The sequence below is a fragment of the Atopobium sp. oral taxon 199 str. F0494 genome, assembly GCF_000411555.1.
Taxonomy (GTDB): domain Bacteria; phylum Actinomycetota; class Coriobacteriia; order Coriobacteriales; family Atopobiaceae; genus Lancefieldella.
The window spans coordinates 381,846-407,794 of record NZ_KE150486.1; the positions used below are offsets into that span (position 1 = coordinate 381,846).

At 48.9% G+C, this 25,949-nt stretch carries 25 protein-coding genes, 1 tRNA gene and 1 pseudogene; 4 read left to right on the forward strand and 23 right to left on the reverse strand.

The window, feature by feature from the left end:
• Window positions 1-14 precede the first annotated feature (14 nt).
• Genes HMPREF1527_RS01675 through HMPREF1527_RS01690 form a run of 4 tightly spaced genes read right to left on the reverse strand, consistent with a single transcriptional unit; the run spans window position 15 to window position 3,313 of the window.
• Entirely contained in the window at window positions 15-395 is a 381-nt protein-coding gene (locus tag HMPREF1527_RS01675) for a Rid family detoxifying hydrolase (protein ID WP_016476971.1), read from the reverse strand.
• Window positions 396-436: 41 nt separating this feature from the next.
• On the reverse strand, window positions 437-1,285 hold the full coding sequence (locus tag HMPREF1527_RS01680) for a hypothetical protein (RefSeq protein ID WP_016476972.1): 849 nt from the start codon (window positions 1,283-1,285) through the stop codon (window positions 437-439).
• A gap of 1 nt (window position 1,286) precedes the next feature.
• Window positions 1,287-2,564 (reverse strand): D-alanyl-D-alanine carboxypeptidase family protein, encoded by a 1,278-nt coding sequence (locus HMPREF1527_RS01685; RefSeq protein ID WP_016476973.1) that lies wholly within the window; start codon window positions 2,562-2,564, stop codon window positions 1,287-1,289.
• Entirely contained in the window at window positions 2,561-3,313 is a 753-nt protein-coding gene (locus HMPREF1527_RS01690; RefSeq protein WP_016476974.1) for a CDP-alcohol phosphatidyltransferase family protein, read from the reverse strand. Before HMPREF1527_RS01690 ends, HMPREF1527_RS01685 begins: the two co-directional genes overlap by 4 nt.
• A 147-nt stretch (window positions 3,314-3,460) precedes the next feature.
• Here HMPREF1527_RS01690 and HMPREF1527_RS01695 point away from each other — a divergent pair, with 147 nt between their 5' ends.
• The gene (locus tag HMPREF1527_RS01695) at window positions 3,461-4,348 is read left to right on the forward strand and encodes an HAD family hydrolase (RefSeq protein WP_016476975.1); all 888 of its coding nucleotides are present in this window, start codon (window positions 3,461-3,463) and stop codon (window positions 4,346-4,348) included.
• 32 nt (window positions 4,349-4,380) lie between these two features.
• Here the strand turns inward: HMPREF1527_RS01695 and HMPREF1527_RS01700 are convergent, their stop codons facing one another.
• Window positions 4,381-5,736, reverse strand: a complete 1,356-nt coding sequence (locus HMPREF1527_RS01700) for an FAD-dependent oxidoreductase (protein WP_016476976.1) — start codon at window positions 5,734-5,736, stop codon at window positions 4,381-4,383.
• A gap of 228 nt (window positions 5,737-5,964) precedes the next feature.
• Window positions 5,965-6,618: a DUF4143 domain-containing protein gene (locus tag HMPREF1527_RS01705; RefSeq protein WP_198009237.1), complete on the reverse strand. Its 654-nt coding sequence runs from the start codon at window positions 6,616-6,618 to the stop codon at window positions 5,965-5,967.
• 207 nt (window positions 6,619-6,825) lie between these two features.
• Between HMPREF1527_RS01705 and HMPREF1527_RS07845 the strand changes: the two are divergent.
• Window positions 6,826-7,041: pseudogene (locus HMPREF1527_RS07845) on the forward strand (transposase); the annotation flags it as partial.
• Window positions 7,042-7,181: 140 nt separating this feature from the next.
• Here HMPREF1527_RS07845 and HMPREF1527_RS01710 read toward each other — a convergent pair.
• The 3 genes from HMPREF1527_RS01710 to HMPREF1527_RS01720 all read right to left on the reverse strand — a co-directional run bounded on the left by HMPREF1527_RS01710 (window position 7,182) and on the right by HMPREF1527_RS01720 (window position 10,658).
• Window positions 7,182-8,075 (reverse strand): MBL fold metallo-hydrolase, encoded by an 894-nt coding sequence (locus HMPREF1527_RS01710; RefSeq protein ID WP_016476980.1) that lies wholly within the window; start codon window positions 8,073-8,075, stop codon window positions 7,182-7,184.
• A 26-nt stretch (window positions 8,076-8,101) separates the two neighbouring features.
• On the reverse strand, window positions 8,102-8,737 hold the full coding sequence (locus HMPREF1527_RS01715; protein WP_016476981.1) for an L-2-amino-thiazoline-4-carboxylic acid hydrolase: 636 nt from the start codon (window positions 8,735-8,737) through the stop codon (window positions 8,102-8,104).
• Window positions 8,738-9,026: 289 nt separating this feature from the next.
• On the reverse strand, window positions 9,027-10,658 hold the full coding sequence (locus tag HMPREF1527_RS01720) for an ABC transporter ATP-binding protein (protein WP_016476983.1): 1,632 nt from the start codon (window positions 10,656-10,658) through the stop codon (window positions 9,027-9,029).
• 126 nt (window positions 10,659-10,784) lie between these two features.
• On the opposite strand from HMPREF1527_RS01720, the gene HMPREF1527_RS01725 reads away from it, so the two are divergent.
• Entirely contained in the window at window positions 10,785-11,453 is a 669-nt protein-coding gene (locus tag HMPREF1527_RS01725) for a Crp/Fnr family transcriptional regulator (protein WP_016476984.1), read from the forward strand.
• A 2-nt stretch (window positions 11,454-11,455) separates the two neighbouring features.
• Here HMPREF1527_RS01725 and HMPREF1527_RS01730 read toward each other — a convergent pair whose 3' ends face one another.
• The 11 genes from HMPREF1527_RS01730 to HMPREF1527_RS01780 form a co-directional block, all read right to left on the reverse strand.
• Window positions 11,456-12,772: an alpha-amylase family glycosyl hydrolase gene (locus HMPREF1527_RS01730; protein WP_016476985.1), complete on the reverse strand. Its 1,317-nt coding sequence runs from the start codon at window positions 12,770-12,772 to the stop codon at window positions 11,456-11,458.
• Between the two features lie 75 nt (window positions 12,773-12,847).
• A complete protein-coding gene (locus HMPREF1527_RS01735) occupies window positions 12,848-13,810 on the reverse strand; it encodes a hypothetical protein (RefSeq protein ID WP_016476986.1) in 963 nt (320 codons plus the stop codon).
• Window positions 13,811-13,862: 52 nt separating this feature from the next.
• The gene (locus HMPREF1527_RS01740; protein ID WP_232209521.1) at window positions 13,863-15,119 is read right to left on the reverse strand and encodes an MBOAT family protein; all 1,257 of its coding nucleotides are present in this window, start codon (window positions 15,117-15,119) and stop codon (window positions 13,863-13,865) included.
• 374 nt (window positions 15,120-15,493) lie between these two features.
• Window positions 15,494-15,721: an acyl carrier protein gene (locus HMPREF1527_RS01745; protein ID WP_016476988.1), complete on the reverse strand. Its 228-nt coding sequence runs from the start codon at window positions 15,719-15,721 to the stop codon at window positions 15,494-15,496.
• A gap of 93 nt (window positions 15,722-15,814) precedes the next feature.
• Window positions 15,815-17,065 (reverse strand): alanine racemase, encoded by a 1,251-nt coding sequence (locus HMPREF1527_RS01750; protein ID WP_016476989.1) that lies wholly within the window; start codon window positions 17,063-17,065, stop codon window positions 15,815-15,817.
• Window positions 17,058-18,653, reverse strand: coding sequence for an amino acid adenylation domain-containing protein (locus tag HMPREF1527_RS01755; RefSeq protein ID WP_016476990.1), 1,596 nt, complete (start codon window positions 18,651-18,653; stop codon window positions 17,058-17,060). Before HMPREF1527_RS01755 ends, HMPREF1527_RS01750 begins: the two co-directional genes overlap by 8 nt.
• Before the next feature lie 83 nt (window positions 18,654-18,736).
• Window positions 18,737-20,335, reverse strand: a complete 1,599-nt coding sequence (locus HMPREF1527_RS01760; protein ID WP_016476991.1) for a sensor histidine kinase KdpD — start codon at window positions 20,333-20,335, stop codon at window positions 18,737-18,739.
• The gene (locus HMPREF1527_RS01765; protein ID WP_016476992.1) at window positions 20,325-21,074 is read right to left on the reverse strand and encodes a response regulator transcription factor; all 750 of its coding nucleotides are present in this window, start codon (window positions 21,072-21,074) and stop codon (window positions 20,325-20,327) included. The genes HMPREF1527_RS01760 and HMPREF1527_RS01765 overlap by 11 nt, the downstream gene beginning before the upstream one ends.
• 146 nt (window positions 21,075-21,220) lie before the next feature.
• Window positions 21,221-21,637, reverse strand: a complete 417-nt coding sequence (locus HMPREF1527_RS01770) for a hypothetical protein (RefSeq protein WP_035433618.1) — start codon at window positions 21,635-21,637, stop codon at window positions 21,221-21,223.
• A gap of 55 nt (window positions 21,638-21,692) precedes the next feature.
• A complete protein-coding gene (locus HMPREF1527_RS01775; RefSeq protein ID WP_016476994.1) occupies window positions 21,693-21,959 on the reverse strand; it encodes a hypothetical protein in 267 nt (88 codons plus the stop codon).
• 134 nt (window positions 21,960-22,093) lie between these two features.
• Window positions 22,094-22,170: transfer RNA gene (locus HMPREF1527_RS01780), tRNA-Pro, on the reverse strand.
• Window positions 22,171-22,305: 135 nt separating this feature from the next.
• Here HMPREF1527_RS01780 and HMPREF1527_RS01785 point away from each other — a divergent pair.
• Window positions 22,306-22,617 (forward strand): MGMT family protein, encoded by a 312-nt coding sequence (locus tag HMPREF1527_RS01785; protein ID WP_016476995.1) that lies wholly within the window; start codon window positions 22,306-22,308, stop codon window positions 22,615-22,617.
• 31 nt (window positions 22,618-22,648) lie between these two features.
• Here the strand turns inward: HMPREF1527_RS01785 and HMPREF1527_RS01790 are convergent, their stop codons facing one another.
• The 3 genes from HMPREF1527_RS01790 to HMPREF1527_RS01800 are packed head-to-tail and all read right to left on the reverse strand — an operon-like array spanning window position 22,649 to window position 25,905.
• Window positions 22,649-23,023 (reverse strand): DUF1667 domain-containing protein, encoded by a 375-nt coding sequence (locus HMPREF1527_RS01790; RefSeq protein WP_016476996.1) that lies wholly within the window; start codon window positions 23,021-23,023, stop codon window positions 22,649-22,651.
• Window positions 23,016-24,368, reverse strand: coding sequence for an NAD(P)/FAD-dependent oxidoreductase (locus HMPREF1527_RS01795; RefSeq protein WP_369745357.1), 1,353 nt, complete (start codon window positions 24,366-24,368; stop codon window positions 23,016-23,018). The genes HMPREF1527_RS01790 and HMPREF1527_RS01795 overlap by 8 nt, the downstream gene beginning before the upstream one ends.
• A 25-nt stretch (window positions 24,369-24,393) precedes the next feature.
• Window positions 24,394-25,905 carry an NAD(P)/FAD-dependent oxidoreductase gene (locus HMPREF1527_RS01800; RefSeq protein ID WP_016476998.1) on the reverse strand — a complete coding sequence of 504 codons (1,512 nt, stop codon included), beginning with the start codon at window positions 25,903-25,905 and terminating at the stop codon, window positions 24,394-24,396.
• Window positions 25,906-25,949 lie beyond the last annotated feature (44 nt).

The following is a 25,949-nucleotide window of genomic DNA, read 5'->3' on the forward strand; positions in this document are numbered from 1 at the left end:
TTTCTATAATACCGCTAACGGCAGGCAATACAGTCCATCTCAACTAAAGCGTTAAGGGGAAGCTTCGAAACTTCGACAACATTTCTTGCGGGAGCAGGTGTTGTAAAGCGCTGCGCGTAAATCTTATTGACCGTATCCAAATCATTAAGATCAGCCAGGTAAAGTGTGGTTTGAGCAACGTCTGCAAGCGTGCAGCCCACCTCAGCGAGGATACTTTGAATGAGGTCTATGACACGCTCGGTCTGCTCAGCAACCCCTCCTTCTACCAGCTCTTTATTGTTATTTGCAGAGATAGGCAGCTGACCGGAGGCGAAGACAAGCCTTCCAGCAGTGGTTCCCTGCGAATATGGTCCAATGGCGGCGGGAACGCCCTGTGCATTTATGGAGTACTTCATAATCTCTCCCTCAGGTAGAGGTTTAGAGCGAATGCGCACTGTTACTGTAACGCGCGGCCGCCAATAAAATCTCGGGATTTGCGGATAAAACCGTGAACGTCAAGTATATCTTGAGGAACGACAATCTTGTCTGAACCGTCAAGCAGCCTGAACCATGGCAGCGTGTCCAGACAAACTTTTGTAAGCTGCTGGCGCCCATGCACTTCAACGTTGTCAAACGACAGAAAGCTCCTCCAGATGAGCCGCGCCTGAGTCGGGCCTACCAATACGATGAACGCGTCAAGTTTCTCTAATGCCAGATGACCAACGAGCGCGGCGATTCTGGTATCAAGCAGAAGTGAAGCTATCTTGCCCTGCTCGGGAAGTATCTGGTCCGTATGCTTCAAGTAATCCGAAAGAACGGCGCGGGCGCCTGGTCCGGCGAGCATAAGTGGCACAAGAAGTGAATTTGCGTCCTCAAGAGCAACGCTGCCGTATGGTGTCGCGTCCTGTGTTTTGATGCGAGTTATAAACTCAAGCCATTTTGAGAGAGCCGCTCCGCGCTGGGAAATGTCGATGTAGAAAAACTCATGGTCTCCCGAGCGCGCGACAAGGGCAACTGATACAACGCTTCCGTCTCCGGCAAACGCCGGCTGAAACGAAAGATCTCCCGCCTCAAGATACGGTCCGGCAAACGCCGCATCAATAAAGGCCGGAGCGTCCGCCCCACTGACGAGTTGGTACGCTGACCCTGAAAGATCAAACAGGCAGCACGCGTCACTGTTTTTCTCGGCCGAGAAGGACGTTTCGGCGATATATGAGTCAGGAATCAAAGAGTCGGTCTGCGGATTGATTGTGAACGCCGCTCCGAGAAGCTCATGTTCCGCGTGAAGGTTGGTTTGGTTGGACATGTCAATTTGCCGTGTAGAGGTAGGGCGCGACAGAAGCAAGATCGAAGATGTTATAGGCTGGTACGGTGTGCAATGTCAGCGTTGCTTGGTAAAGAACGCTGCCTGCGTTCCTATCCCCTTGCGCCCATGTTGCCTGACCGACAAGCTGACCGTTGGCTACCGGATAGCCTGATTGCAGGTTTGTAATGGTATACGAGAGGTCTCCCGCGCCTGGCCAGGCAAGGACGGTCAATGACGCTTGCGGGCGAACAGCAGCGCTCATAAGGAAATTGTCTTGGTAAGGATGGATGGCAGTGACGGTAGAGGCGTTAGCGACACTGATGTGCCTGAAATGGGCATATCCCCAGTTAAACATGATTCTCGTGTCGGCAAAGCGTCCCGCGTCGGTGGTGCAGCCGAGAACGCAGCTATAGAGCGTGACGCCATTGCGCCGTGCCGCGCCCAAAAAGGCTGTTCCGCTGTCCTCAGATCCCGTCTTGATGCCAAGCATGCCCGGATAGGTTCTGAGGAGCTTGTCGGTAGAGAGCCACGTAACTTCTTCTCCATTGACCACAGCGGTAACAGAGGTCATATGAACCGTGCTGGCGATGAAGGGGTAATGCTGGCGAGCATACCGAGCCATCAACGCCAAATCCCGCGCCGTGGAGTAATGATCGTCCGCGTCAAGACCGTGGGGATTCGAGAAGTGCGTGTTAGTCATGCCAATTTCAGCGGCCTTCTTGTTCATGAGGTCCGCGAATGCTTCCTGAGAACCCGCGACGTTGATGGCGATGTTGTATGCCACATCATTGGCCGAATGTACCAGCAGCACCTGAATGAGCTCTCTGAGCGTTGGATGCTCGCTAGTAGAATAGTTTGCAAGCACCGAGCCTTCTTCAAGGTCTACCGACACGATGTTGCAGGGTTGGTCAAGATCGATGCCCGAGTCAAGGGCTACCATAGCGGTCATGACCTTCGTGATGGAAGCCATGCCCATTTTGCGGTCAGGGTCTTTGCTCCAGAGAACGTTTCCCTGATCGTCCTCCAGGATAGCGGACTGCGCCTCCGTAATCTCAGGCTCCGCGGCATCATCGTCTGCGGCATAGGCGTACTGCGAAGCGCCGAAGGTAAGCGTTGCCACAGACATTATGACCGTAAGCAGAAAAACCCAGACAAACTTTACGAGTTGTCTATTGGCGCGCCCGCAGGAACACTTGCGATGAAGGTACGACATGCCTCGCAAGTCTTCTGACATGCGCTTCTGTGAGGTAATCGCGAAATCTTGCACGGTGGACCTCATTCGTTTTCCTCGGCCGCACGGATAATGTGTGCGGCCTGAACAGTATAGACAATAGCGGTTGCCGCGGAACAAAGGATGCCCGCGTAGACAAAGATAAGTCCCAGACCGCCCGACTGAGCATTGAGAACCGGCAGCCACGGGACGCTGACAAGGTTGAGGCCGTCTATGATTGGCATACCCAACAGCAAAAATGAAAAGCCCGTCATGAGGCAGGCGGTTGCAATCTTTCCGATGTAGACCACATCAATTGGCCGCCGGCGGAAATGTCGAACAATCAATGCGCCGCAGGTCAGATATGCATCTCGGCCGATAACAAAGAGAGGGATCCACAGAGGCAGCTCCCCTACAGCTAGAAGGCCGAGAACACCGGTAAACAATAGTACGCGATCCATAATCGGATCCATAATCTTACCAACCCAGCTGACAGTTTGCGTGCGCCGCGCTACCTGACCGTCAAGAAAGTCGGTTACAGCAGCGACAGCATAGCAGGTAAGCGCGACCCAGCGGTTACCGCGCGTGCAAAAGATATACAGAAAGACAAAGGTGAGGATGAGACGGCAAAACGTTATACCGTTAGCTGCGGTAAGTACTTGGTTAGAAGGGTTATCAGGCGTTCCGATGGGAGCTGTGACGGTACCGGCCCCCTGAGCGCGAGCGGCAGTTGCATCGGTAATGTCTTTTACCTGTGTGGTGGCCTTGCTTACTTGTGTGGTTACCTGTGACTTTATACGGTTCGTTCTATCTGACACGTTCTGTTGCTCCCTGACTTTCTGCGCTGGAACGGTTTGGCGCGTGGGCGGTGATGCTATCTAGTGTATCGCTTGTGCGGCCGTTTATGCGCTACACTCACTATATACTCACTAGTGGTATTGCAACTGAAACATCCGAGGAGTCTTATGATCAAGCTCGTGCTTTCCGACATGGATGAAACGCTGAAACGGGCAAACGCGCCGCTGGTACCTAATCGCACGCTGCAGGCTATTGTCGCCCTAAAAGAAGCCGGCATTGACTTTGGCCCGGCTACCGGCCGCTCCGCCTATGACGCGCTTCCCTTTTATAACTTTGACACAAGCTACCTGACAACAGCCATCTGCGGCTCCGGTAAGGTGGTTTACGGCAAGGGCGCACTTGTTGCAAAGCGCATCATGTCTGCGGAGACGCTTGAGAGAGTCCTTCGAGTTGTCACACAGCACAAGGATGCCTACTTGGCATATTTTGATGAGGGCCCGGTGGAGCCGCCACTTGATACGACTATTCGGCCCGGATGGATGATTTTTGGAGCCACGCGGACGCAGGTCGACTACATCAATGCGCACTATGATTCCTTTACGGCAGTTCAAGGGCCTGATGACGTACCGTGCGATAAGGAGTTTATTTCAGTCGGTATACTGACGCCCGCAGACCGAACGGCTCGTAAGGCCGTATTTGACAACGTTTTGGCAAAAGTCCCTGACATCGATTTGGTAAGCCCCTATACCGGCTGGTACGACGTCAATCCCAAAGGCTTCAGCAAAGCGGACGGCTTCAAAATCCTTATTGAATATCTGGGTCTAACCCCCGAAGAGGTTGTCTTTTGTGGCGATTCTGGAAATGATTTAGCACTTCTCGAGCTTTCTCCTTACTCATTTTGCGTTGGCAACGGATCTGATGAGGCGAAGGCGCAGGCAACCTACGTCCTGAACGGCACTGTTGATGAAGAGATTGTTGGGCAGCTCATGGAAGCGCTTGTGACAGACCACGGAGACATCAACGGCGCACACGTACAGGCGCTGATTAAGCGCTGACCGATTGTAAGTTTTCCCGCAGAATTCGCGCATCACCGCATGTTCTTGTTTGCCTTTGCAACGGCTGCCAGAGCGGCGGATCCGATATAGTTCACGGGGTTGGTAAAGTTTGGCTGGAAGAGCAGGTCAACACCGGCAAGCCCGTCAATAGTCATATGGTTGGCAATGGCCACAGAAACCACATTTGCCGCCTGCGCAACATCGTCATGTGTCGAGAAGAACTGTGCGCCTTTGATTTCGCGCGTAGACGGCTCCCAAACCAAGGTTGCGGTTACAGGTTCTGTGGTCAGCATAAATTCGGGACGGTAATTCTCGGTGATGGTAACAGAGTCATAGCTGTAGCCGCGTGCCTTGCCGCTTTCAACCGTAAGACCTGTAGCGGCCATTGAATACTCATACAGCTGGACGGCGTTTGTCGCCTGTGTGCCAGCATAGGGCAAAGTTGGCTCGACCATGTTAGGACCTATGTGCAATCCCTGACGCACCGCGTTAGTTGCCAGTGGGATATAGTCGTCTTTTCCAGTAACGTTAAAAAGAATGGAAGCGGAATCTCCTGCCGCAAAGACACCGGGAACGGACGTACGCAGGTACTCATCGACCTTGATGGCACCATTTTTTGCCATCTCAAGCTGTCCGGCAAACAGATCAGTGCGAGGCAAGAACCCGATGCCTAAAATGGCGTAATCGGCCGTATAGGAACCTTTGTCGGTCACAACGCTCACCGCGTCGCCGGTGTCTTCAAATGAGACGACCTTCTCGCCAAGAGCCAGCGTGACGCCGTGTTTGCGGTAGGCGCTTTCGATTTGATCGGTAATGTCGGCATCAAAGTTCTTTGCCAAAACACGCGGCAACATATCAATGAGAGTGACCTGCTTATGGCGGTCAGAGAGCTGCTCGGCAAGCTCCGCGCCGATGTAGCCAGCTCCAATGATGACTACAGAGGAGGCATCGCCTGCGGCGTCGTGAATATGCTTGCCGTCAGCCCAATTCTTGCACTGAAGGACACGCGAACCGTTGATGCCCGGCAGTGGCGGCACAATGGGCTTGGAGCCGGTGGTTACCACGAGGTAGTCGAAATCGTCTTTGTACTTCTCCTCTGTCGTGAGATCAGTCCAAGTTACATGCTTTGTCTGCGCGTCGGCGGCCGTTACGTCAGCAGTCATGTGAACATGCGCGCCCGCCTGTTCAAGCGCTGCGGGCGAGCTGTAGAACATCTTATTCGGATCGCTGACATGATCTCCAGCCCAAAGAGCGATGCCGCAGGACAGAAACGACACGGTGTCATTGCGCTCAAACACATGAACTTCCCAATCGGGATGCGCGGCCAAGATTGATGTGGTGGCAAAGACTCCCGCGTGAGTACATCCGATAACTGCGACTTTAGCCATGAGACTCTCCCCTTTTGACGCGTGTATATGAACTTTCAGCAAACAAAACTGTTCCTTAGAACAGAACGTTCACTAAATGCTACTAGATTAGTAGCCATTGTGCCACAATCGCCGTAATCTTGGGGCGAGAAATATGGAAACACCTTAGCGCTTTCTGTGTTTTATGGTCGCTTGGTTGATATCGTCAAGACTCTTGAATGGTCTTTAGGATGGAAGTCCTATCATCTCCTATTTTACAGATGCAATTCCCACTGCCCATAGCGGCAGATTCAGTAGCCAATCTTCCTTTTTATAATCCGCCATAGATGTACGAATAGACGATCTTGGTTTGAACTTCTCGTGATAGACCTTCAGACTTTTTGCCTGGAGATTTGTTTCCGCCTTGACCTCTATAGGGATTACGTCAATGCCGTTGTCAATAAGGAAATCAACCTCAGCAGTCGCGCGTTCTGCAGTCCAATAGTAGGTGCGGACCCCTTTGAGCGTTTTGAACTGCTGGAGAACGTATTGCTCAGTTAGTGCGCCCTTGAATTCCTTAAATAGTTCATTGCCGTCCAACAACACATCTTGCCGCAGTCCCGCCATGCAGGCTAATAGTCCTATATCTACTAGAAACAGTTTGAAAGCTCTCTGATCCTCATACGCCCTGAGTGGTAAGCTGGACGTGGTCACCCAATGTACCTTGTGAATCAGTCCACAGTCAGTGAGCCAGAGCATGGCCAGCTCGTATTCCTTGGCTCGGGAACCTTCCTTGATAAGACCATATATAAATTTCTTGTTTTCCTTGGCAAGCTGAGCGGGAATACTGTTCCAAAGCATTCTGATACGCGGTACAGTCTCGTTGGGCGCATGCTTTGAAAAGTCTTGCTCGTAAGAAGCCAAAATACGCTGTTGTATTTTCCGCGCCTCGTTAAAGTCTCGATAATCAACTAGTGCTATTGTAGTATCTCTATATAGTCAAAATATCAAACGACTTTTTGACACAGAATACCTAAAATTCAAATGACATTTGTCGTCTGGACATTTTCATCCATCACAAACAAATATAAATTTCCAACCCAACGCTCTTTCCAGCCGAGGACAGTATGAAAAACCCTTACATTCATGGATTTCCCTAGCCAGCATTGGACCAGGATCCGCATGAATAACACACCGGAACGGCTAAATCGGAAGACCAAGCGACAAACCAGACCGATTGGAGCCTTTCCAGATGGAAATAGCGCCTTGATGCTTGTCTGCGCCAGACTTCGGCATGTAGCCAGTTCTGACTGGGGCATCGAGCGTTACATGAACATAAGAACCTTGACACCATCTTATCCTCAGCCCCTGATGGCTCAGGACTTCTCTCCACCGGCTTCTTGCGGCAACCTTCACTTCATTGCCTGTATGGCAGAGCTCATGAACCGTTAAAGAATCAATCACGCCAATCCTATAGACAAGAACCCTCATCCTTTTCTTTCTCCGGTACGTACCTGGTATGCCGCCGGCAGCCGCCCGGATCTTGCCTTCTCTTCCGTGTCGTCTGATTCGTCATATCCATCCCATGGAGCTGTGGGGTCGACCGGTATCTGCCGTTTCTTAAAGGCATTGCAGGTCTGGTCGATATGGCGGAAGGCAAATTCGAAATCATCTGTCCAGCCAGTGTGCCCGGTGCAGATAACGGGCCGGATGCCGCGATCCACAAGGAGCTTCCGCAGTTGTGTGAGCGACCGGTTTTGTTCTTTGATATCATCCGCAAGTCCGTTGATAAAGCCGTAACCGCCGTCCGCGCCCAGCCACAGGGCATCACCGGTGAAGAGATAACGGTTGTCAATCAGATAAACCATATGCCCTTTTGTGTGGCCCGGACAGAGAATGGATTCAATCTGAATTTTACCAATCTTGAAAATTTCCCTGTCCTTCAAGAGGACCTTCTGGTTACCCGTTTTTACCCGAGGCAGGGTATACAGATGGAAAAATACTTTCCGCTTCATTTCCCCGGTCAGATACCGGTTTTCGATCTCGCCAATGTAGAGGTTCGCATCCTGAAACAAACCGGGGCTGTCCTGTTCTACCGCTCCCACATGATCGGTGTCCTGATGGGTAATCAGAATCTCATGGATCATGGAAGGATTCAGGTTCAGCCATTGCATCTTCTCTTCTAACCGGTCATAGTTATATCCCGCATCGATCATCAATATCTGGTCGTCTTTCTTGTAGAAGAATACATTGGCAATCCACTCTCTGACCGCAGCGGTGTGTTCATCGATCCATCCGGTATTCAAAGGCTTGAAAATCCCTTTTCCCCGGTAGGTCTTTGACATTACTTTTCGTTGAAATTCGGTTGCTTTTTTTGACATCTGTTCTTTCCTCCTGTACGAACAAATTACTGTGGATCTTTTACCTTATCTCCATAAATCCAGTAATCACAGATGTCTCCCCCGGAAGCAATGGTATGCTCCCGCTTCAATACGGAATGCATCATACCGATCGTCACATAATCGATATTACAGAGAGCAGGCATAATCTCCTGATATCCGTACCGGCCGCAGAAGTCAGCAATCGGACAGAAGGTAAAGTGATAGTAAAATCCGTCTTTGTGAAGCGAGTCGTCAAAAACAAATTTCCATGTATTGTATTCCTCCGGATGCTTCTCCGCATAGGCAGCGCTCTTCTTAATATTATTTTTTAAAAAGCGCACTCCCTTCTCTGCGTTCATATTGACCATACCCATGATAGCCTTCAGAAATCCGGAATCCAGCATTGCATTCACAGCATCGCCCATCACATCCGGAGATATTTCCCGGTCTGACGCGAGCCATACAGCAATGATGACAAATGCCGTAGTTATGTTATGAGCCATAGGATTTTTATCACTGATGCCTTCGACTTTGGTCAGAAGGTCCTTGTAAATTGGCTTTGACCTTCGGATAACTTCTTTAACATCTCCCTGCCAGCGCTTTTGAAGTTCCGGTTTCAGGCCATGTGTCATGATTGCCCAGATAAGTGGTTGATACTTCATCTTTCCTCCCTGTAAGCTGTGCCGCATTTGCGGCATCCAATACTTCCTCACTCACTGTGTAATTATGGCTTTTTTCTTCCCACAGCATGCAGGCGAAGGTGCGCCCTTGCCTCAAGGCACTCCACACGGAATCCTGCTGCCGTCATCAGATCCCGGACCTCGTCCAGGGAATAGCAGTGAACATCGCCCTTCCCGCAGAAACGATTCGCAAGTGGGAGTTTGATGTGGTTTGTAAACCACATCAAGAACCTGTAAATATGTATTCATTATAGATTGAAGATCTTTATCGTCAGTTAGTAGCTTCATACAACGCGTCGCAAGCTGCCAATAAATCCTGATCGTGAGAAACGACAATGATGAGATGATTCTTTCGGATGTCTTTAAGATACTGAATGAGGTTGGCTTTACTTACCGCGTCAAGAGCTGAAGTCGGCTCATCAAGCAGCATGACGCGCGGGTTTTTGAGCAACATGCGAATAATCGCTATCTTTTGTTTCTCTCCGCCCGATAAAGACGTATGGTGGGTATCGACAACCTCATCAAGATCGTTATTCGCAATAAAGTCATCAAGTCCAAGTAAGTCAGCTAATTCTATAACCCGTCTTCTGTCGGGCTTGTTTTTAGCGAGAAGTGTGAGATTGTTCCAGAGGGTATCTTGAAGAATAGCAGGTTCCTGTTCAACGAATCCAATGAGGTCTCTTCTTAAAGCATATTGGTCGAGCTCAGAGAGATGAAGCTGATCGTAGCAAATATCACCGCCGTAATAGCGGAAATACTCTCCAGCGATAAGTTTGAGGAGAGTACTTTTTCCAGAGCCGTTGTGTCCGGAAATACCATAGAGAGTTCCAACTTCAAACTCTCCACAAGCATCTTGAATCACGCTTACTTGAGAACCTGGATACGAAAAGGAAAGCTGTTTGAATGAGATCTTGTCCGTTTGGTCAAGAGATTTAGAGCCATGTTTCTCTTCAGGTTCATTCCAGAGTTGTTTTAACCTTGTGTAGTTGACCAACGCTTTTTGATAGTCATATCCAAATCCTGTGAAGTATTCTATTGCTGTCACCATAGTCGTAAAAAACCCAAGCGCAGTTGCAACATAGCCAACCTGAAGCGTTCCGGCAAGAATTTCTGTAGCAGCAACAAAGAGGAGCAAAGCTTCAGCTATCCCTCGTGAAATGCCCGTAAAAAGATTTATTTGAGCGCCAACCTTGTTAGTTTGATACATGGCGTTGCGAAGGGTCTGAAAGACTTCTCTCATCATTTTTACCGAACGAGAAAACAGAATGTGGAGACGAATAAATTCAACATTAGTAAGTTGTTCTTGCACACAAGAAGAATATCGAGAGAGTTCATCTTGAAACGTAAGACTTGAATCATAGGATTTCTTCTTAAAGAACTGATAGATACTGCCGGCAAAGAACGTCAGTAAAATACTTGCTATGGACAAAAGAGGGTCAAGTATCGCGAGAATAACTACCATAGCGATGAAGGTAGTGCCGTTTTCAAGGACTTTCGTAGCCGACATAAGGAAAAAAAGTGATATGCCATTCGTATCGTCATTCAAACGCTTGCGCCAATACGCCGGATCATATCCCACAAAAAATGAAGGAGTAAGGCGCTGGATGTGGCTGACCGCCTGAAGTTCCAACTCAAATGAAGAATCCGCCTGTAAGTAGGTATAAAGTATAGAAGAGAGGTAATTAAAGACTGCCGCTAAAATACAACAGAAGGCCAATAACAGACACATATCTGCTATAAGACGCATTGACGGATTATTTTCAAGCAACATGTTGATAATATTTCCTGCTACTAAAGGAGACGCGACAGATAAGATTGCTTGAGCGGAACTTGAGAATAAATACCCTACAAGCATCTTTTTATTTGGAATACTTCGCCAGCAGAATGAGAAGAGGCTAAACATCTGACAGTCCTATCTTGATATCTCACGTTGCAGTAATGCTAGATCAATTTCTCTCTTACTATTGTATTTAGTTGTGAAAACAGAAAGTTGCAACATTTTGGAAAGTTTTGGCGAAAAGGACGTGTCGTGGCCAGTTTTGTTATCGATTACGAGCTGCTTTCACAGACAAGGGCGTTTACCGGAGTGGATGAAAGTGATTTTGAGGCGCTTCTCGCCCATCTTAAGGCCCAAGCGAGGCGCTATCAACGCGGTGAAATTGTGTTTTGCGCAGGTCAAAAGTCGCATAGGTTTGGCATCGTGCTTCAAGGATCCGTGCATGTCGAGGGTTCTGACGCGCAAGGCAACATTTCTGTTATGGGCGCGTTTCATGTGGGCGAGATGTTTGGCGAGGCGTATGCGGTACTGGGCAATGTACCCCTGCTTACGAGTGTCGTAGCTTCAGAAGCATCTGAGGTGCTCCTTTTGGACGTAAAACAGCTTACAACGCATGTATGCGCCGTGTGCGCGGGACTTGATTGTCTGACTACCAACCTGTTGCAATCGGTTGCCGAGAAGAACATCATGCTGTCACGCCGTATTCAAGATTCCGCGCCCAAAAGCATCCGTGGTAAGCTCCTCGCATATCTGAACACGCGAGCCCAGATGGAAGGCTCGCGTGAGTTTGACATTCCGTTCAATCGCCAACAGCTCGCCGATTATCTGGGTGTAGACCGAAGCGCTCTTTCCGCAGTTATCTCTTCTTTAGCTCGAGAAGGAGCTATCAGTGTACATCGGAGTCATTTTGAGCTGCTGTAGTACTAGCCAAGCTTCCAATAGGAAAGACCGAATGCTGGCAGTCTCACGGTGCTGGACAAATCAACGGACTCTCCCGTAAGCAGCTCGTGAGCCGCTCCCCCATTAAGCTGCACAGCAAAGGCGCATGCGTCAGCATTGACAGCAACCCAGATTTTCTCGCCAGCGCATTCCCGCTCAAAGACCAACTGGCGGTTGGTGAGAAAAACCTGTCGGTAGCCGCCATACTGGAGAGCCGGATGTGTACAATGGAGCTCTGCAAGCCGTGCGATCAAGTCGGTGAGCTCATTCCACTCCGGCGCGGCGTAGCTCAGGCGCAGAGCGTCGTCACCGTCGTGCTTATCGCCTTCGGCTGCCCATTCGCTGCCGTAGTACACACAGGGAATGCCTGGCATGCCAAAGAGGATGCCGTAAAGCGCGGGCAGATGGCGCTTATCTTTAAGCACCGTGGCAACTCGTGTGACATCGTGGTTGTCCGCAAAAGACAAAAGATGCATGCCTTGATATATGCCACCCTCGCTAAATTGTCGGTTCAAGGAATAGTTGATTTCAAAGAGGTTGAGGTCGTTAAAGCTGGAATACAATCCTTTTTGGCATTCGTAGTTTGTGCAGCTTTCAAGCATATCAGCGTTGACAATACGCTTGTAGTCGCCGCCGAGAATCTCGCCAAGCAGCAAAAAATCGGGCTTCAGGCTGTCGCAAAATGAGCGCAACTGCCGTAAAAAATCCTCATCAAGCAGGTAGGCCACGTCAAGGCGAAGTCCGTCGATGGCAAACTGCTCGGTCCAGAGACGAATAGACTCAAAGAGATGTTGCACTACCTCAGGGTTGCGCAGATTCAGCTTTACCAGGTCATAGTGACCTTCCCAGCCTTCGTACCACAGATTGTCGCTATACACGTCATTGCCGTCAAAATTAATGAAAAACCAGTCTTTATAGCGGGACTGTCCACGTTTTTCCAGCACGTCCTGAAACGCCCAGAACCCACGGCCAACATGGTTGAATACGCCATCCAACACTACGCGAATGCCCACTTCATGAAGCGACGCGCACACAGCGGCAAAGTCTTCATTCGTTCCTAGACGAGTATCGATGGTTTGATAATCGCGCGTGTCGTAGCCGTGTCTGTCCGACTCAAACACGGGCGAGAAGTACACAGCATTGCAGTCAAGCCTGGTCAGATGAGGTATCCAGCCAATGACTTTGAGAATTCTATGCTCGAGTACACCGTCATTCTCGCGCGGGGCGCCGCAGAAGCCAATCGGGTAAATCTGATAGAAAACGCTTTTGTTTGCCCAAGTTATTGAATTATCGTCAGCCATTGCCCTGTCCTCATCGTTTCGTATCTGCTGTAGATAAACCCATACAAGTATAGCGTTGTAGTTTTGGATAACGCCTTAGCTTACTTCCTTCTCGTATCGCTCAAGTTCCTTCCACCATGAGGAGTACGCGGAATCGCGGCGATGATCAGCAAGGCCATAGGTGGTTTTGAGGTAGTTGCCTACAAAGTCGGAAACCTTTTTTGCCCCGTTATAATTAAGGTGGTCTCCCCCGTCATACGAATCCGTTTCCCAGTCAATACCCATCTTTTGTATGTTTTCTGGCATGTTGAGATCCAAATAATCAACTCCGAGTTCTTTGGCGAGGGCGGCAAAATAGTTATGTCGCGCCATGCTCCAGTTATAAGTGCTCGGCGTGCTGACAAGGACAGGAGTTATCCCTTTACTTTTGCAATATGCAATCATTTGTTTGAGATAGAAAAGATTGACCTGTGGAATCCGCTGCTGAGCGAACGTTGACGTCATATAGTTTGATGCATCCGCGGGCACTGTCCCTTTTTTGACAGCAAAGCCTTTATTCGGATCGCTCCAGGTGGCCGTGGGGTTTGTGAGGAAGTCTTTTGCGGTCAGGCTTTTCCATCTGTCGTGAAATTCGAATACCGGAAAAGTATCCTGTATCATACGCATGAAAGCCTCCTCGGGTTTTGTTGGCGTATAAAAAGAGTTTGTCTCAAATACAGCTACCTTGGGCTTTTGAGTTTCAAGCGCCCGGTGCAGAAGCGTATTGCTGTAGAAAGGTTTTTGAAGCGGTGTTGCGCTGGTATATGAGGCAAAACCATAGTCTTTGAACATTTGTAGCGGTGAAAATGAAGCGTATGCTTCCGAGTCGCCAATAAAAAGAGCGTCCAGACTATAGGGCCTCTCGCCCATAACGCCATTGGCTTCCGGTCTGAGTGTTCCTGATTCTTTTGTAGTGTTTTTTGGCTGGACAATACGAGATGCCCCCATAAGAAGCAGGACGATAACAGAGCTCACCAGTATCGCGTTCAGCGCAACTTTTGCCGTTTTTCGCAAAGACATCATTAACGTTTCCTCAAAGTTCCTCTCAAAGTGTGTTGCTTTTCAATACGCCTCAAAACTGTGCGTACATAGGCGCGACGGGCGTATACCCCCAGCCATAGGCACCGAAAATAACAATGGACATAAAGAGTGCAATGCATAAGACACCACAGAGCAATGGCTGCTTTCGTGCCACGTGCCAAAATTGCGCACCACGCTCAAGCGAAATATCTACAAGAAAGACGACGCCTAAGGCAACGACCACTACCATATAATCATGGACATCCATACCCAGGTTTAATGCGCTTTTATTACAAAATGACTCCAGCCTGAATTTAGTAATCATGTGGATAAACATGGAAACGCCCATATCCAGCCCTTCAGCTCTGAAAAACAGTTCGCCGACAAAAATCACCATGAGTGTCCGGATTGTCTGGAACGTACGGTAAGGAAGACTGCTGCGATTTACGCCATATTTCTCGGCATACCTCTGCGCAAGAGGCTCAACGAGGCCACCGAGCGTAATAAGAACAAAATAATACATACCGAAAAAAAGATACTGAGAACCAGCTCCATGCCACAGGCCATTGAGAAGCCAAACGCAAAACAGTGCCACAGAACTGGCAACAAGCGGTCCGAGCCTACCGCTCAATCGTCGCCGTAGACTCTTGGTCAAGCGCTTTATCGGCCGACACAGCGTAACGGGATAATAGATATAATCTCGAAACCAGGCACCAAGCGTGACATGCCATCGTTTCCAGAATTCCGATGACGTACGTGAAAAAAATGGCTGTCGAAAGTTTTCGGGCATAGTAATGCCAAAGATGCGCGCCGTCCCAACAGTAACATCCATGGCACCTGAAAAGTCACAGTACAGCTCAAGAGTATAAAGTATTGCCGCCAGTGCAATACTACCTCCGTCGTATGCCGTAGGATTTCCGAAAACGGTTTTAACGAGAATATCAAGCCTGTCCGCAATAATAACCTTCTTAAAGAGGCCAAAAAGGATTCTCTGCATGCCGGCGAGCAGGTTACTTGCTCGTACGGGAGAACCCGCAAGCAGCTGAGGCATCGTCTCGTTAAAACGGCAGAATGGTCCTTCGATAATTTGCGGAAAGAAACTCAGAAACAAAGCCACATGACCCAGGTTCTTATCGGCACATACCGTTTTTCGGTAGACGTCGACAAGATACGAGATGGCCATCAGCGTATAAAACAAGATACCAATAGGAGCGGCTAAGGAGACGGCAGGCAATTCGAGATGCAGTCCGATATGCCCCAGCAGGTCTTTAATCCCGCCTCCAAAGAAGCCGAGATACTTACTATTCATAAGCAGTGCAAGGTTGAATAGTATGCCGAGAAGAACAAGGAACCGCATGCTTCTGTCATAGCGCTTTTTGGTAAGCTTTTTTATACTTTTTTCCGCAGAGCTAACCTTTGTAGCGCAACGGAATCTGATTCGCTCGATGCCAAGAGCGAGCAGCCACACCGAGACTGTAGATACCGCAATAAAAACTATAAGCCACTGGCTTATGATGAAAAAGCAGGTATAGCTTGCTATCAGAAGAGTTATCCAGCGCCGTCGAGCAGGTGTCAAACTATAGGCAACTATAACAGCGGGAAGGAACACCACTAGAAAAAGAGGTGAAAAAAGGGAGGCCATAGGTAGTCTTTCTCTTTCAAATACTCTTTTGAGCCTTTCCTTTAGTCTTCAATCAGACGCGTGACAAGGACCTGAATGTTTTCTGCTGAATTAAAATTATCGGCAACAATGTCAACTGCGGGAATCTCAATATCGAATTGATCTTCAAGCTCTGAAATGAGTGCCACGATAGCAAGTGAGTCAAGATAGTGGTCATCAACGAGTGTGGTACATGTTGTTACGTCGACTCCAGGCATAAGCTCTTTCAGAATTGCAACAATCTTTTCCATGGTTATTTCTCTTTCTCGTATGAGCGGATGTTTAGGGTTTACGGGGTACGTGCCGTAGCGGTATCATTTCGGGTTGTGTGAGACTGTGAAGCTCTATATAAAGAGTCCTGGCGTATTCATGCTGTCGGTTCGCAGCCCGCTACGGATGAGTTGAGGCGTGCCTGTATCGTCAACGACAGCAATCTTGGGAAGGTCGCGACTTAAAAACATAAGCATGCCCTCGGTCATACAGTAGGCACCCGCATTGTCAAAAGCAAAGACACTTCCTATACAAAGATTCTTTATCGATATCTTTTTAACCAAAATGTCATAAGCGGTGCAGAGAGAGCCACATATGTTCCATAGCCCATCTGCAAGAGTGCCGGTACCGTCAACGCTTTGAGCATCCGGACAGATATTAGATACCTCAGTAAAGGTACTGGAAACATCCGGCTCAAGCAACCGTACCGGCGGCTGCTTCATTGCCATAGCATGGCCGAAATAGACAAGATGATGCACGCCGCCGTCGACGATGGCATAGCGTAAGCCGGCGTTTTTCTTGGTATCGACGACTGAGGTTAAATATGTGCCACAGGAAGCCGCTATACTGCGACCGAGTTCAAGTACGATCTGTCCGGTAAACTTCAGTTGAACCAAAAGCTCTGCAAACTCGTCTAAAAAGACAGCTTCGTCCTCAATCTTTCCCACGCCAAAATAATCAACAGGAAAACCCGGGCCAAATTCAAGAATCTGCGCTGCAAAACCACAGTCGCGCTTAAGTTCCTCTAGAAAAGCGTCAAGTTTAGATAGCTCTCTGTCAAGGCGCTTAATTGAGTCTTTTTGCGTTCCCGAAAAGAACTGGATACCCTTTATAATAACGTGATTGTTATCCTTCTCGTCGCAAACAAGGTGTTTGATATCCTCTGTATCAAGTCCGAATTGATTGCCACTTGTGAGGCGCAGAAGTACGGGAATGATTGTATCGTAGCGTCTCGCAGTTTTACTGATAAGGTGGAATTGATTAAGGGATTCAACAGTATATGCTCGCACAGGAGCGTCTGTTGCAATGAGGCTGTCAATCATTTCTTCATCCTTATGAACGCCGGAGATTACCGTCATATTCCAAGGAATGCTAAGGTTTTCACAGATGCGCTTCTCACCGGGTGAACAAACTTCAAAGCTGTCAACAAGATCTGCAAGCTCAGGAATGATAAAGGTATTTGCCTTGACTGCATAGCAGAGCTCTGTCTTTTCAGGCAGATGTGCACGAAGAAAATTCACACGTTTAACAAGTGTATGTTCATCGAAAATGTATAGCGGCGTGCCAAAGGTGCGGACGCATTCTTTCAGTTTGCTGTTATCCATGTATATAGCTTTCTTCCATCAACTGAACCCGGTCAACCTTGCCATTTTTTGTCAAGGGCATGCCAGTTACCATCATGACTTTACTGGGAACCATAAACCGCGGCAGGCGATTTCTTAGTTTTTGAGCTAATAGGACTTCATCAACATTCCCTTCGTAAAACGCAAGGAGACGATTACGTTTGTGGTCGTAAACACTTCTACATCGTGTAACGCCATCCTGCCTTTCAACCGTGCGGTCGATTTCTTCCAACTCAATGCGATGCCCTTGATGCTTGATTTGGTTATCGCGCCTTCCTCTGTAAAGAATCTCTCCCCCTTCCAGAATTTCCGCATAATCTCCTGTACGATAGACTGGATCCATATAAAGACTGTTGCGTGGATTTTGCACAAAACCAAACGATTCGCTGACGTTTTTTTGACTGTTGAGCATACCGACATACCCGCTTGCGAGGGAGCTTCCTCTTACATAAATTTCTCCGACGTCACCGACTTCTGTTGCAAGGTTCCCATCATCTTTGAGAAGAAAAACCTCCCTATTGGCAAAGGCCGTTCCCAAAGGAATGCCATATGGATAGGTGCGATTCCTATCAACCACGTGATACATACAGTTGCAAATGATTTCAGAGGGGCCGTAAAGGTTAACGAACTTGGCCTCATGGAGTACCTTCATCCAACGGTCAAGATGACGTTTAGGCATAATTTCGCCACTAAACAATACCATTCTGACGGAAGACAAATCATGTCCATCAAGGGCGTGAAGTGTTGTCATGAGGCAAAGGGCAGCGACAGCCCATATCATCACGGTAACGTTTTTAATTTCAAGATATTTTGCAAGCTCAAAAGGTTTTGAAAAGAGCGTGCGTGGAATAAGTATGAGCGTTGCGCCTACCGCCAGCGCTCCGTAAATGTCTTTTACCGATACGTCAAAGTCAAAAGGAGCCTGATTTGCAATGCGATCATCGCCGCGTATGTCAAAAGTAGCTACGAATGAGTCTATGAAACTCAGGACTGCTTTGTGATGCACAACCACACCTTTAGGCTTTCCTGTAGTTCCTGATGTAAAGAGGATGTAGACAGGATCAACATCGATAGACGACAATCTGATATTTGCAAGAAGCTCGTCGTTTTCTTTGATTTGACTCGGGCTTAGGGTGTCGTTGAGCGTGCAGCTTACAAACAAACTGTCAAGATGGACGACAGTCTTTGCTCCAAGGCAAAGATCCTCTTGGCGATTACGCGTAAGAAAATCCGCATTGCTCTTTCTCCCATCAATAACGAGCGGGTTATTGAGCGCGCTGCAAATGTTACGTATTCGCTTAACGGGAGCATTCGGGTCAACGGGAACATAGAAGCCGCCTGCATAAAGCGTGCCGAGCATTGCGATAAGAGTTGAGAAGCTCTTTTCCGAAACAATAACTACCGCTCGTCCAGTAGCTCCAAAGCGCGCAAGCGCGACTCCTGCCCTTTTGCTGGACTCTAAGAGCTCCTTATAGGAATATGCTCCGCTTTCATCGATAATCGCACAGTGATTCGGATGATGTCGTGCGCTTTCTTCAAGGTATTCAAGAACATTTAATTTTTGATTCATAGCTCTTCCTTTCTCTTGTTATCAAGTTTGGAAGAGCAACCTTATGGAAGCCTAAGAGCTTCTTAAATATTTCTTTAGGTTTGTTACTGCTTAAAATCTTGATCTGCCAAAGGAACAATAATGACAGCCTCTGTCGAAAATGGCGGACGTGGCTTTTTGGAAAATTCAATAGTCGCGCCGTTAAGATCAGCACATCGCTTGGCAATAGATAGCCCAAGGCCTGTACCGCTGTATGCCGAACGAGCATCATCTTCTGTAATGAATTCTTCAAAAATATGATCACGTAGGCGCTTAGGAATGCCACGACCCGTATCAAGAACGCTAATCCTTACCGCTCTGTCCAGTTTCCGACAGGAAACCAGAATCTGCGTGCCTGAAACATTATGCTTAAAAGCGTTGTCAATAAGATTTGCAATCATGCGTTGGAAAAGCTGAGTGTCAATGAGAACAGGACAGCTTTCTTCGTCGATCTCCGCTTCTATGGTGCATCCAGCCTGCTCGACATCGGGAGATCTGTCAATGATGATTGAGCGAATAAACTCACACATATCACAGGAAATAAGTTCAGGTCTATAACTGGGATGGTCCATTTTTGCATAGATAAACAAGGAGTCCAGCATATCTGACGAAATGATGGCCTTCTCGCGTATGGTTGCCAGATAGACAGAGCGTTTATTGTCCGGGATTGTGCCGTCGAAGAGCGCTTGAGCATATCCAAGAATAACAGTCAGCGGAGTTTTCAGATCATGCGAGACATCTGTAATTATCCTTTGTTTTTCCTGTTGTGAAGCGTCAAGCTCGTCCATAAGCTCCGCAAAGTTGTCGAAGGTCGGTCTGAGCTCAGAAGCAAGACGACCTCTCATTTCAACAGGAGTCTTCCTGTCCAATCTTCGTATTTTAATGGCAGCATCAAGCGGTTTAATTGCGCATCTGATGGTATAGGCAAGAGACAGTACCACAAGCACGGTAGCGACAATCAAAAGGGAAATAGAAATAAGCCATAAACGGCTTGCTGATTCGAATGCAGTTTCATACGTAGACATCTGCAGGGCGGGAGTTGCTAACACAAGCGTGCGCTCTTCTCCATCTGCATTAGTGTATTCATATTTTTCAATAGACATCCTATTTTCAAATATGCCTTTCAGTAAACTGAATTCAAATTCGGTTAGGTGTTTTTTACCCGGGAAGAGATTGCCGGAAAGAATGTTGAGATCTTGGTCGACAACGCATTCCCCTTCGATTTTTTCAAGACCGGCAAGCGCGTCGGTAGAATAATGTACGATGCGGTAGACGGATTTGCCGTCTTCATTCTTTTCTTCAAATACATGGTAAGAATTTCGCGCATTGCCATAGTTGTTGATAATAGGCAGCTCGTCTGCGGTAATGCTGTCCGAAAGATTTCCTCCTGAGGCGTACAGCTTATTTCCCGCTTTATCAAAGAAGGAAATACTGGCTCCGTTTCCAATAAGACTCGCAAGCTTTTGATAATCATCCTTGGCAAGGGCCTCTTCCTGAGCGGCAAGTGTCTCCATATCGGTAAAAACGCCGTTAAACTGCTGGTCAGCAAGATTATTTGTTTCTATGAGCACAAGAATCACAAATGCTGCATACAGGACAATGACAATAAGGCAGCGTATGGTCAGACTTGATTTGGTATACATCAGCCAGTCTTTAAGCTTCAAGACGATACCCCAATCCGCGCACCGTCTTAATATATGGAGCGTTTGTACCTGTATCTCCAAGCTTTGCCCTGATATTTGAAATATGAACCATGACGCTCTCATCGGCGCTTCCAAATGTCTCACCCGTTACGGTTTCATAAAGCTGCGTCTTAGTAAAAATGCGTCCTGGCGCTCGCATGAAGCGCATCATGATTTTAAGCTCAGTCGCAGTAAGGGGAATAATCTCGTCTTTTTTGCGCAGGACAAGCTTTTCCGAGTCAAATATAAGATCGCGTACTGCAATGACTTTCTTGTCGTCTTGCATTGGAATTGAACTTGTCGTAGTTTGGCTATAGCGATAGCGCCTTAAAACTGCCTGCACATACGCGATGACTTCAACGGGATCAAAGGGCTTGGTAACGTAGCCGTCGGCTCCGAGATTAAGTCCGAGCATTTTATCTGCTGCTTGTGTGCGCGCTGAGATAACCAGGATGGGCACGTCAGAGAAGACACGAGCTTCACGGATAAAATCGTATCCGTTTATAACGGGCATCATAATATCGACAAGGACTGCGGAGATTCTGTTTTTCTGCAGAGTATCAAGACCTTCACGGCCATTACATGCCGTATGCACCTCATAACCGGCACCGGTCAGATAGAGTGAGAGGATTTCCGTGATATTAGGGTCATCTTCAACTATAAGCACCTCGTCAGGTGAAGCATCCGTGGTATTCAATGGGGTCGCTTCTTTCTCTGACATAGTTTCCTTTCGACACGTTCTGAAGTTAGAACAGACAGACTACCATAAACTAAGTTCGAGACTCTCGTTCCGCCGAAAATGAAAATCAACAGTTCTGAGAACGTCTTCATAGGGCAACTCAGTCCTATAAGAAAGGAATATCATAATCATTTTGATGGATCATGCAGCCATGTAATTGCTACATCACTGTCGTTTGGGTCTCCTATTTCTCCAGACCCATCCCATTGCTCAGGTTTTATCTGCTTGTTTCTAAACTGATAATCAACAATAGTCTCTTTGATCTCTTCATATTTCGGAGGATCATCTCTTGTGATCAGGTTCTCTTTATCGACAGGGGTGTTATAGATAGCTCCACTTTCAAGCGTCAGGCCACTTATTGCAGCCAGAACGTGCATATTACGCTTTAGAGGCCACAAGCCTTTTTGAACTTCATATACCGCTTGCGCCATATGTTCAACTGAGTCTTCAGGAACCATAATAACGATAAAAACTTCTGGATCTCCTTGTGCGCCTTTTCCCATATACTCTTCGACTTGTTCTGCCTTCCAGACCTTACTGTCCATTTTGTTCCAGACAAGTTGTACAGAGTATCCGTCATCTGTAGTCGCCCTATGGTAATCATGGAGCAGGTTCGCTTTGCCGGTTATCAGCATATACACGCCCATAAGCCCTATGAGCAGCGAGATTGCCAACCCGAGGACAAGCGATATGGATGTGTTTTGCATTTACCCAATTGACCGCATAATTGAGACCGACGACAATGTCATATCCGGCAGCAGCCCAAACAGCAGCTGCCGCTATCGCCACAACAGACTGCGGAGACTGCATCGAATCACTCTTCCCGTTCGTCTTAATCGGTCCCACAGAAGGATTGAATTCAGACATGACTCAATCTCCTTTCGACTATGAGATAGCGGTTGAGTAAGGCACCGGCTTCGGCTATCGACGGCGAAAATGCTAGTGGTCAGAATATGGCAAAAGACCGGAGGTAAATGTGGCCTCCGGTCTTTAGAGTTTCATGGTCGGGTGGACTGGATTTGAACCAGCGACCCCTTGACCCCCAGTCAAGTGCGCTACCAAACTGCGCCACCACCCGAAACGTGCTTCTTCAATGCACGAATCAGTACCTTATCATCTGGGCATAAAATGAGCAAGTAACAATTGACATTTCTTTCTCTTTTTCAAAAGCGGAGAGATTCAGAGAAACGGTCACGAGTAAAACGGAGTAACAATGGATAGTTTCTTTCAGCGCGTCTTTGCTCTTGTCAGACAGATTCCCGAGGGCAGGGTCGCAACATACGGACAGGTTGCCCGCATGATCGGTGAACCCCGTAAGGCTCGCTATGTAGGTTTTGCCGTGCATCAAAGCCCAGGCGTGGCTGGAGGGGTCCCCTGCCATCGCGTGGTATTCAAAGATGGCTCCCTCGCGCCCGGCTTTGCGTTCGGCGGACCTGAAGCGCAAAGAACTCTCCTTGAGAACGAGGGTGTTACGTTTTTGCCCGATGGTCGTGTTGACATGAAAGCGTGCTGTTGGGAGGCCTGACAAAGGACAAGCCCGCATTGCCCGCTGCGTCCTATAGTTCAGCGCGGCTCACAGACTTTGTAGCGATGATATCGGCGTCGGTCCCGGCCGCTTGGGCAAGAAGTACGTCGCCGAGAGCAACAGGAGCCCGAGCTTTCAGGTGAGAGATCTCCTTGACAACATCGAATACCTTATCTTTTGGCACCTCTACCGACGTTTTTACTGAAACCATGGCTATGATACCGTCCTCTACCGGAACCGTAGTGGTAACGGTACGCACAGGATGTGTCACCTCGGCGCGCGCATAGGAATCACCGCGCGGACAGGCGTTGCCTGTGACCTCAACGATCTTCTCGCCGTCAAAACGCACAACTACCGAGCAGCCTCGGGGGCATCGAATACAGGTAACAGTCTGCGTACTAGGCATGAGCAACCTCCTCAAGGCAGACGGTAATGACGTTAAGCGGTCCGTGGTCATGGATATAAGACAGAATGACTTCTTTTTTGAGAACTATCTGCTCCATCTCGCCTGGCACCATGATTGGTCGACGTTTTTTTAGTATGCGCGTATCGTCAAAATAAACTGCGATCGATCTGTCTTTATACACGTTATCAACGCGAAAACGGACCGTCAGCCGTTCGCCCATAGCCTCAGGGCTGATATGCTGCGGAACGGTATAGCGTACGCCGTCTTTTGCAAGAAGCTCAACGTGAGAGAGGTCCTCTGGAGGCAACGTTTGTTCTCGCTCCACAAAAGCGGCGGCTCTCTGACCTGCAAAGCAAGCTTCTTCAGAGACATAATCGACAAGATCGTGGACGTGAAGGACATTTCCGCAGGCGAAAATACCGGGAACAGAAGTTTCGAGACACTCAGAAACAACAGGTCCGCGCGTGACGCGGGAAAGCTCTACGCCGGTTTCACGAGAGAGGTCGTTTTCAGGAAGCAATCCCACCGAAAGCATCAGCGTATCGCAGGGATAGAGCTTTTGCGTGCCGGGGATGGGAGTGCCATGAGCATCGACCTCGGATATCTCCACTGCCTCCACGCGCTTCTCGCCATCAATTCTGGTAACGGTATGCGAAAGCAGTAGCGGAATGCCAAAGTCATCAAGACACTGGACGATATTGCGCTTGAGGCCACCTGAATACGGCATGAGCTCAGCTACACAGGCGACATGAGCTCCTTCGAGCGTCATACGGCGAGCCATAATGAGGCCGATGTCGCCCGAACCTAAGATGACGACTTCCTTGCCCGGCATACGTCCCTCGATGTTGACAAGGCGCTGCGCCGTGCCGGCGGTAAACACTCCGGCTGGTCGAAAACCGGGTATGGCAAGCGCTCCGCGGGGACGTTCGCGACAGCCCATGGCGAGAATAATGGCTCCCGCCTGAATATGCATGAGGCCGCGCTGGGAGTTTACGCACGTTACGGTACGATCGCCTGCGACGTTGATGACCATGGTATTTAAAAGCACTTCAACGTTGGGATTGTTCATAACTTTTTCTACATACCGCGCGGCGTATTCAGGCCCGGTAAGCTCTTCTTTGAACGTAATGAGCCCAAAGCCGTTATGAATGCACTGGTTAAGGATGCCGCCAAGCTCACGATCACGCTCAATGACAAGGACGGAATGTGTATTCGCGGCACCGATGTTGACCGCTTGAGCGGCAGCGAGACCCGCCGGACCACCGCCGACAACTACAACGTCGTAGGAAAGCGCTGCGGTGCCTGTGGTATCTATTCTTGCAGGCGCTGTGTCCTTTGCCGCCAGAGACTCCACGCTGCTCAACTCCACGCTATTCATATCTATCAACGGCTTTCAGAGAAACACGCGCAGATGAAGCGCTCAGAGGACCCTTATTACATCCGAAAAAGATCTCTGATCCGGGTCCTGCTTTGCTCACCTCATCAGGGGCAAGATCGGATACCTTTTGGGCGAGAAGGTCCAAGATTTTAGGCGTACAAAATCCCGCCTGGCAGCGGCCCATACAGGCTTCGGTGCGACGTTTCACACCGTCCAGGGAACGCGCGCCCACAGGAGATGTGATAGCCTCAATAATCTGCGCTTCTGAGACGCGGTTACAGCGGCACACGATCTGTCCGTAAGCGGGATTTTTATCTATCAGCGCCTGCCAGGCTTCCTCAGAGATTTTTAAGAGGTCCGGCATGGTGGGACGATACGGATTAAACTCGGGGTTATGAGAGAGATCCAGCCTGTCTTGAACCATATCCGCGACCATACGTCCGATGGCAGGCGCGGAGCTAAGTCCCGGAGACTCGATAGCCGCACAGTCGATAAATCCTGGAGCCTCAGAAAGCTCGCCGATAACAAAATCATGCCCCGGCTGGTGCGCTCGAAGGCCGGAAAATGTTGCAATGGTATCCCAAAACGGAATGTCCTTTACGGTCAGCGCTGATTTGGCTTTTACCTCTGACATTCCTTCTGCGGTCGTGTCGGTTCCCCGCTTATCTGCGATGTCTTCGGCGTTGGGTCCTACCAGGAGATTTCCTCCCGTAGTCGGAGTAACTAAAACGCCCTTCCCCAGTTTCGTGGGAAGCGAGAAAATCGTGTGGTTTACATGGGTTCCCGCCGACTTATCAAGCACATAGTACTGACCCCGCCTCGGCCCTATAGTAAGTTTTTCCGTAGCGACCCAGTTATGAATTACGTCCGCATAGACGCCAGCGGCATTGATAACCGCGCGGGTGAAGTATTCACGTTGCGTGGTGTCTATACGCCAGAGCGTCTCTCCGCTGTCATCTGTGACACTTGCTACACTCTTAGCCGGTTCGTTGAAATGAAATTCGATGCCGTTTTGCGCGGCGCAGTCAGCAAGGTGATGGCAAAGCTGAAAGGGGTTGACGATGGCGCTCGTGGGAGCAAAAAGAGCTCCTATTGCCCTATCGGATATATGAGGTTCAAGTTCAACTAAACGCTTACGGTCTATAACTTCAAGCTCAGCTACACCGTTATTCTTACCACGCTGCTGCAGGTCATAGAGGCTGTTTTGCGCTTCTTCTTCGGTGCAGACAACAAGCGCACCAATTGGATCGTAATCTACCCCCAGCTCCTCGCAAAGCCGCGGCATAAGATGTGATCCCTCAACGTTAAGCTGAGCCATAAGGCTCCCCAGTTGCGCGTCAAAACCGGCATGTACGATAGCTGAGTTAGCTTTTGTCGTACCCGCGCAGACATCTTCTTCTTGTTCAATAACCGCGAAATGTCCACGATACCTGGACAGCTCTCGCGCAATCGCGCAGCCACAAACGCCTGCTCCGATGACAATCGCATCGTATATCCGCGCCATCTTTCACCTCTCTCGTGACGCCGATGAGCTTCTCGCTCTGTTCC

What these genes read in the sequence shown, in the direction of transcription:
- HMPREF1527_RS01770 (WP_035433618.1), bottom strand. Translation starts at nt 21,637, where the DNA reads ATGGACAGTAAGGTCTGGAAGGCAGAACAAGTCGAAGAGTATATGGGA.
- HMPREF1527_RS01745 (WP_016476988.1), bottom strand. Translation starts at nt 15,721, where the DNA reads ATGGAAAAGATTGTTGCAATTCTGAAAGAGCTTATGCCTGGAGTCGAC.
- HMPREF1527_RS01675 (WP_016476971.1), bottom strand. Translation starts at nt 395, where the DNA reads ATGAAGTACTCCATAAATGCACAGGGCGTTCCCGCCGCCATTGGACCA.
- HMPREF1527_RS01790 (WP_016476996.1), bottom strand. Translation starts at nt 23,023, where the DNA reads ATGCCTAGTACGCAGACTGTTACCTGTATTCGATGCCCCCGAGGCTGC.
- HMPREF1527_RS01755 (WP_016476990.1), bottom strand. Translation starts at nt 18,653, where the DNA reads ATGAATCAAAAATTAAATGTTCTTGAATACCTTGAAGAAAGCGCACGA.
- HMPREF1527_RS01750 (WP_016476989.1), bottom strand. Translation starts at nt 17,065, where the DNA reads ATGGATAACAGCAAACTGAAAGAATGCGTCCGCACCTTTGGCACGCCG.
- HMPREF1527_RS01680 (WP_016476972.1), bottom strand. Translation starts at nt 1,285, where the DNA reads ATGTCCAACCAAACCAACCTTCACGCGGAACATGAGCTTCTCGGAGCG.
- HMPREF1527_RS01685 (WP_016476973.1), bottom strand. Translation starts at nt 2,564, where the DNA reads ATGAGGTCCACCGTGCAAGATTTCGCGATTACCTCACAGAAGCGCATG.
- HMPREF1527_RS01715 (WP_016476981.1), bottom strand. Translation starts at nt 8,737, where the DNA reads ATGAAGTATCAACCACTTATCTGGGCAATCATGACACATGGCCTGAAA.
- HMPREF1527_RS01730 (WP_016476985.1), bottom strand. Translation starts at nt 12,772, where the DNA reads ATGGCTGACGATAATTCAATAACTTGGGCAAACAAAAGCGTTTTCTAT.
- HMPREF1527_RS01700 (WP_016476976.1), bottom strand. Translation starts at nt 5,736, where the DNA reads ATGGCTAAAGTCGCAGTTATCGGATGTACTCACGCGGGAGTCTTTGCC.
- HMPREF1527_RS01785 (WP_016476995.1), top strand. Translation starts at nt 22,306, where the DNA reads ATGGATAGTTTCTTTCAGCGCGTCTTTGCTCTTGTCAGACAGATTCCC.
- HMPREF1527_RS01800 (WP_016476998.1), bottom strand. Translation starts at nt 25,905, where the DNA reads ATGGCGCGGATATACGATGCGATTGTCATCGGAGCAGGCGTTTGTGGC.
- HMPREF1527_RS01695 (WP_016476975.1), top strand. Translation starts at nt 3,461, where the DNA reads ATGATCAAGCTCGTGCTTTCCGACATGGATGAAACGCTGAAACGGGCA.
- HMPREF1527_RS01735 (WP_016476986.1), bottom strand. Translation starts at nt 13,810, where the DNA reads ATGTCTTTGCGAAAAACGGCAAAAGTTGCGCTGAACGCGATACTGGTG.
- HMPREF1527_RS01710 (WP_016476980.1), bottom strand. Translation starts at nt 8,075, where the DNA reads ATGTCAAAAAAAGCAACCGAATTTCAACGAAAAGTAATGTCAAAGACC.
- HMPREF1527_RS01740 (WP_232209521.1), bottom strand. Translation starts at nt 15,119, where the DNA reads ATGAATAGTAAGTATCTCGGCTTCTTTGGAGGCGGGATTAAAGACCTG.
- HMPREF1527_RS01720 (WP_016476983.1), bottom strand. Translation starts at nt 10,658, where the DNA reads ATGTTTAGCCTCTTCTCATTCTGCTGGCGAAGTATTCCAAATAAAAAG.
- HMPREF1527_RS01765 (WP_016476992.1), bottom strand. Translation starts at nt 21,074, where the DNA reads ATGTCAGAGAAAGAAGCGACCCCATTGAATACCACGGATGCTTCACCT.
- HMPREF1527_RS01775 (WP_016476994.1), bottom strand. Translation starts at nt 21,959, where the DNA reads ATGTCTGAATTCAATCCTTCTGTGGGACCGATTAAGACGAACGGGAAG.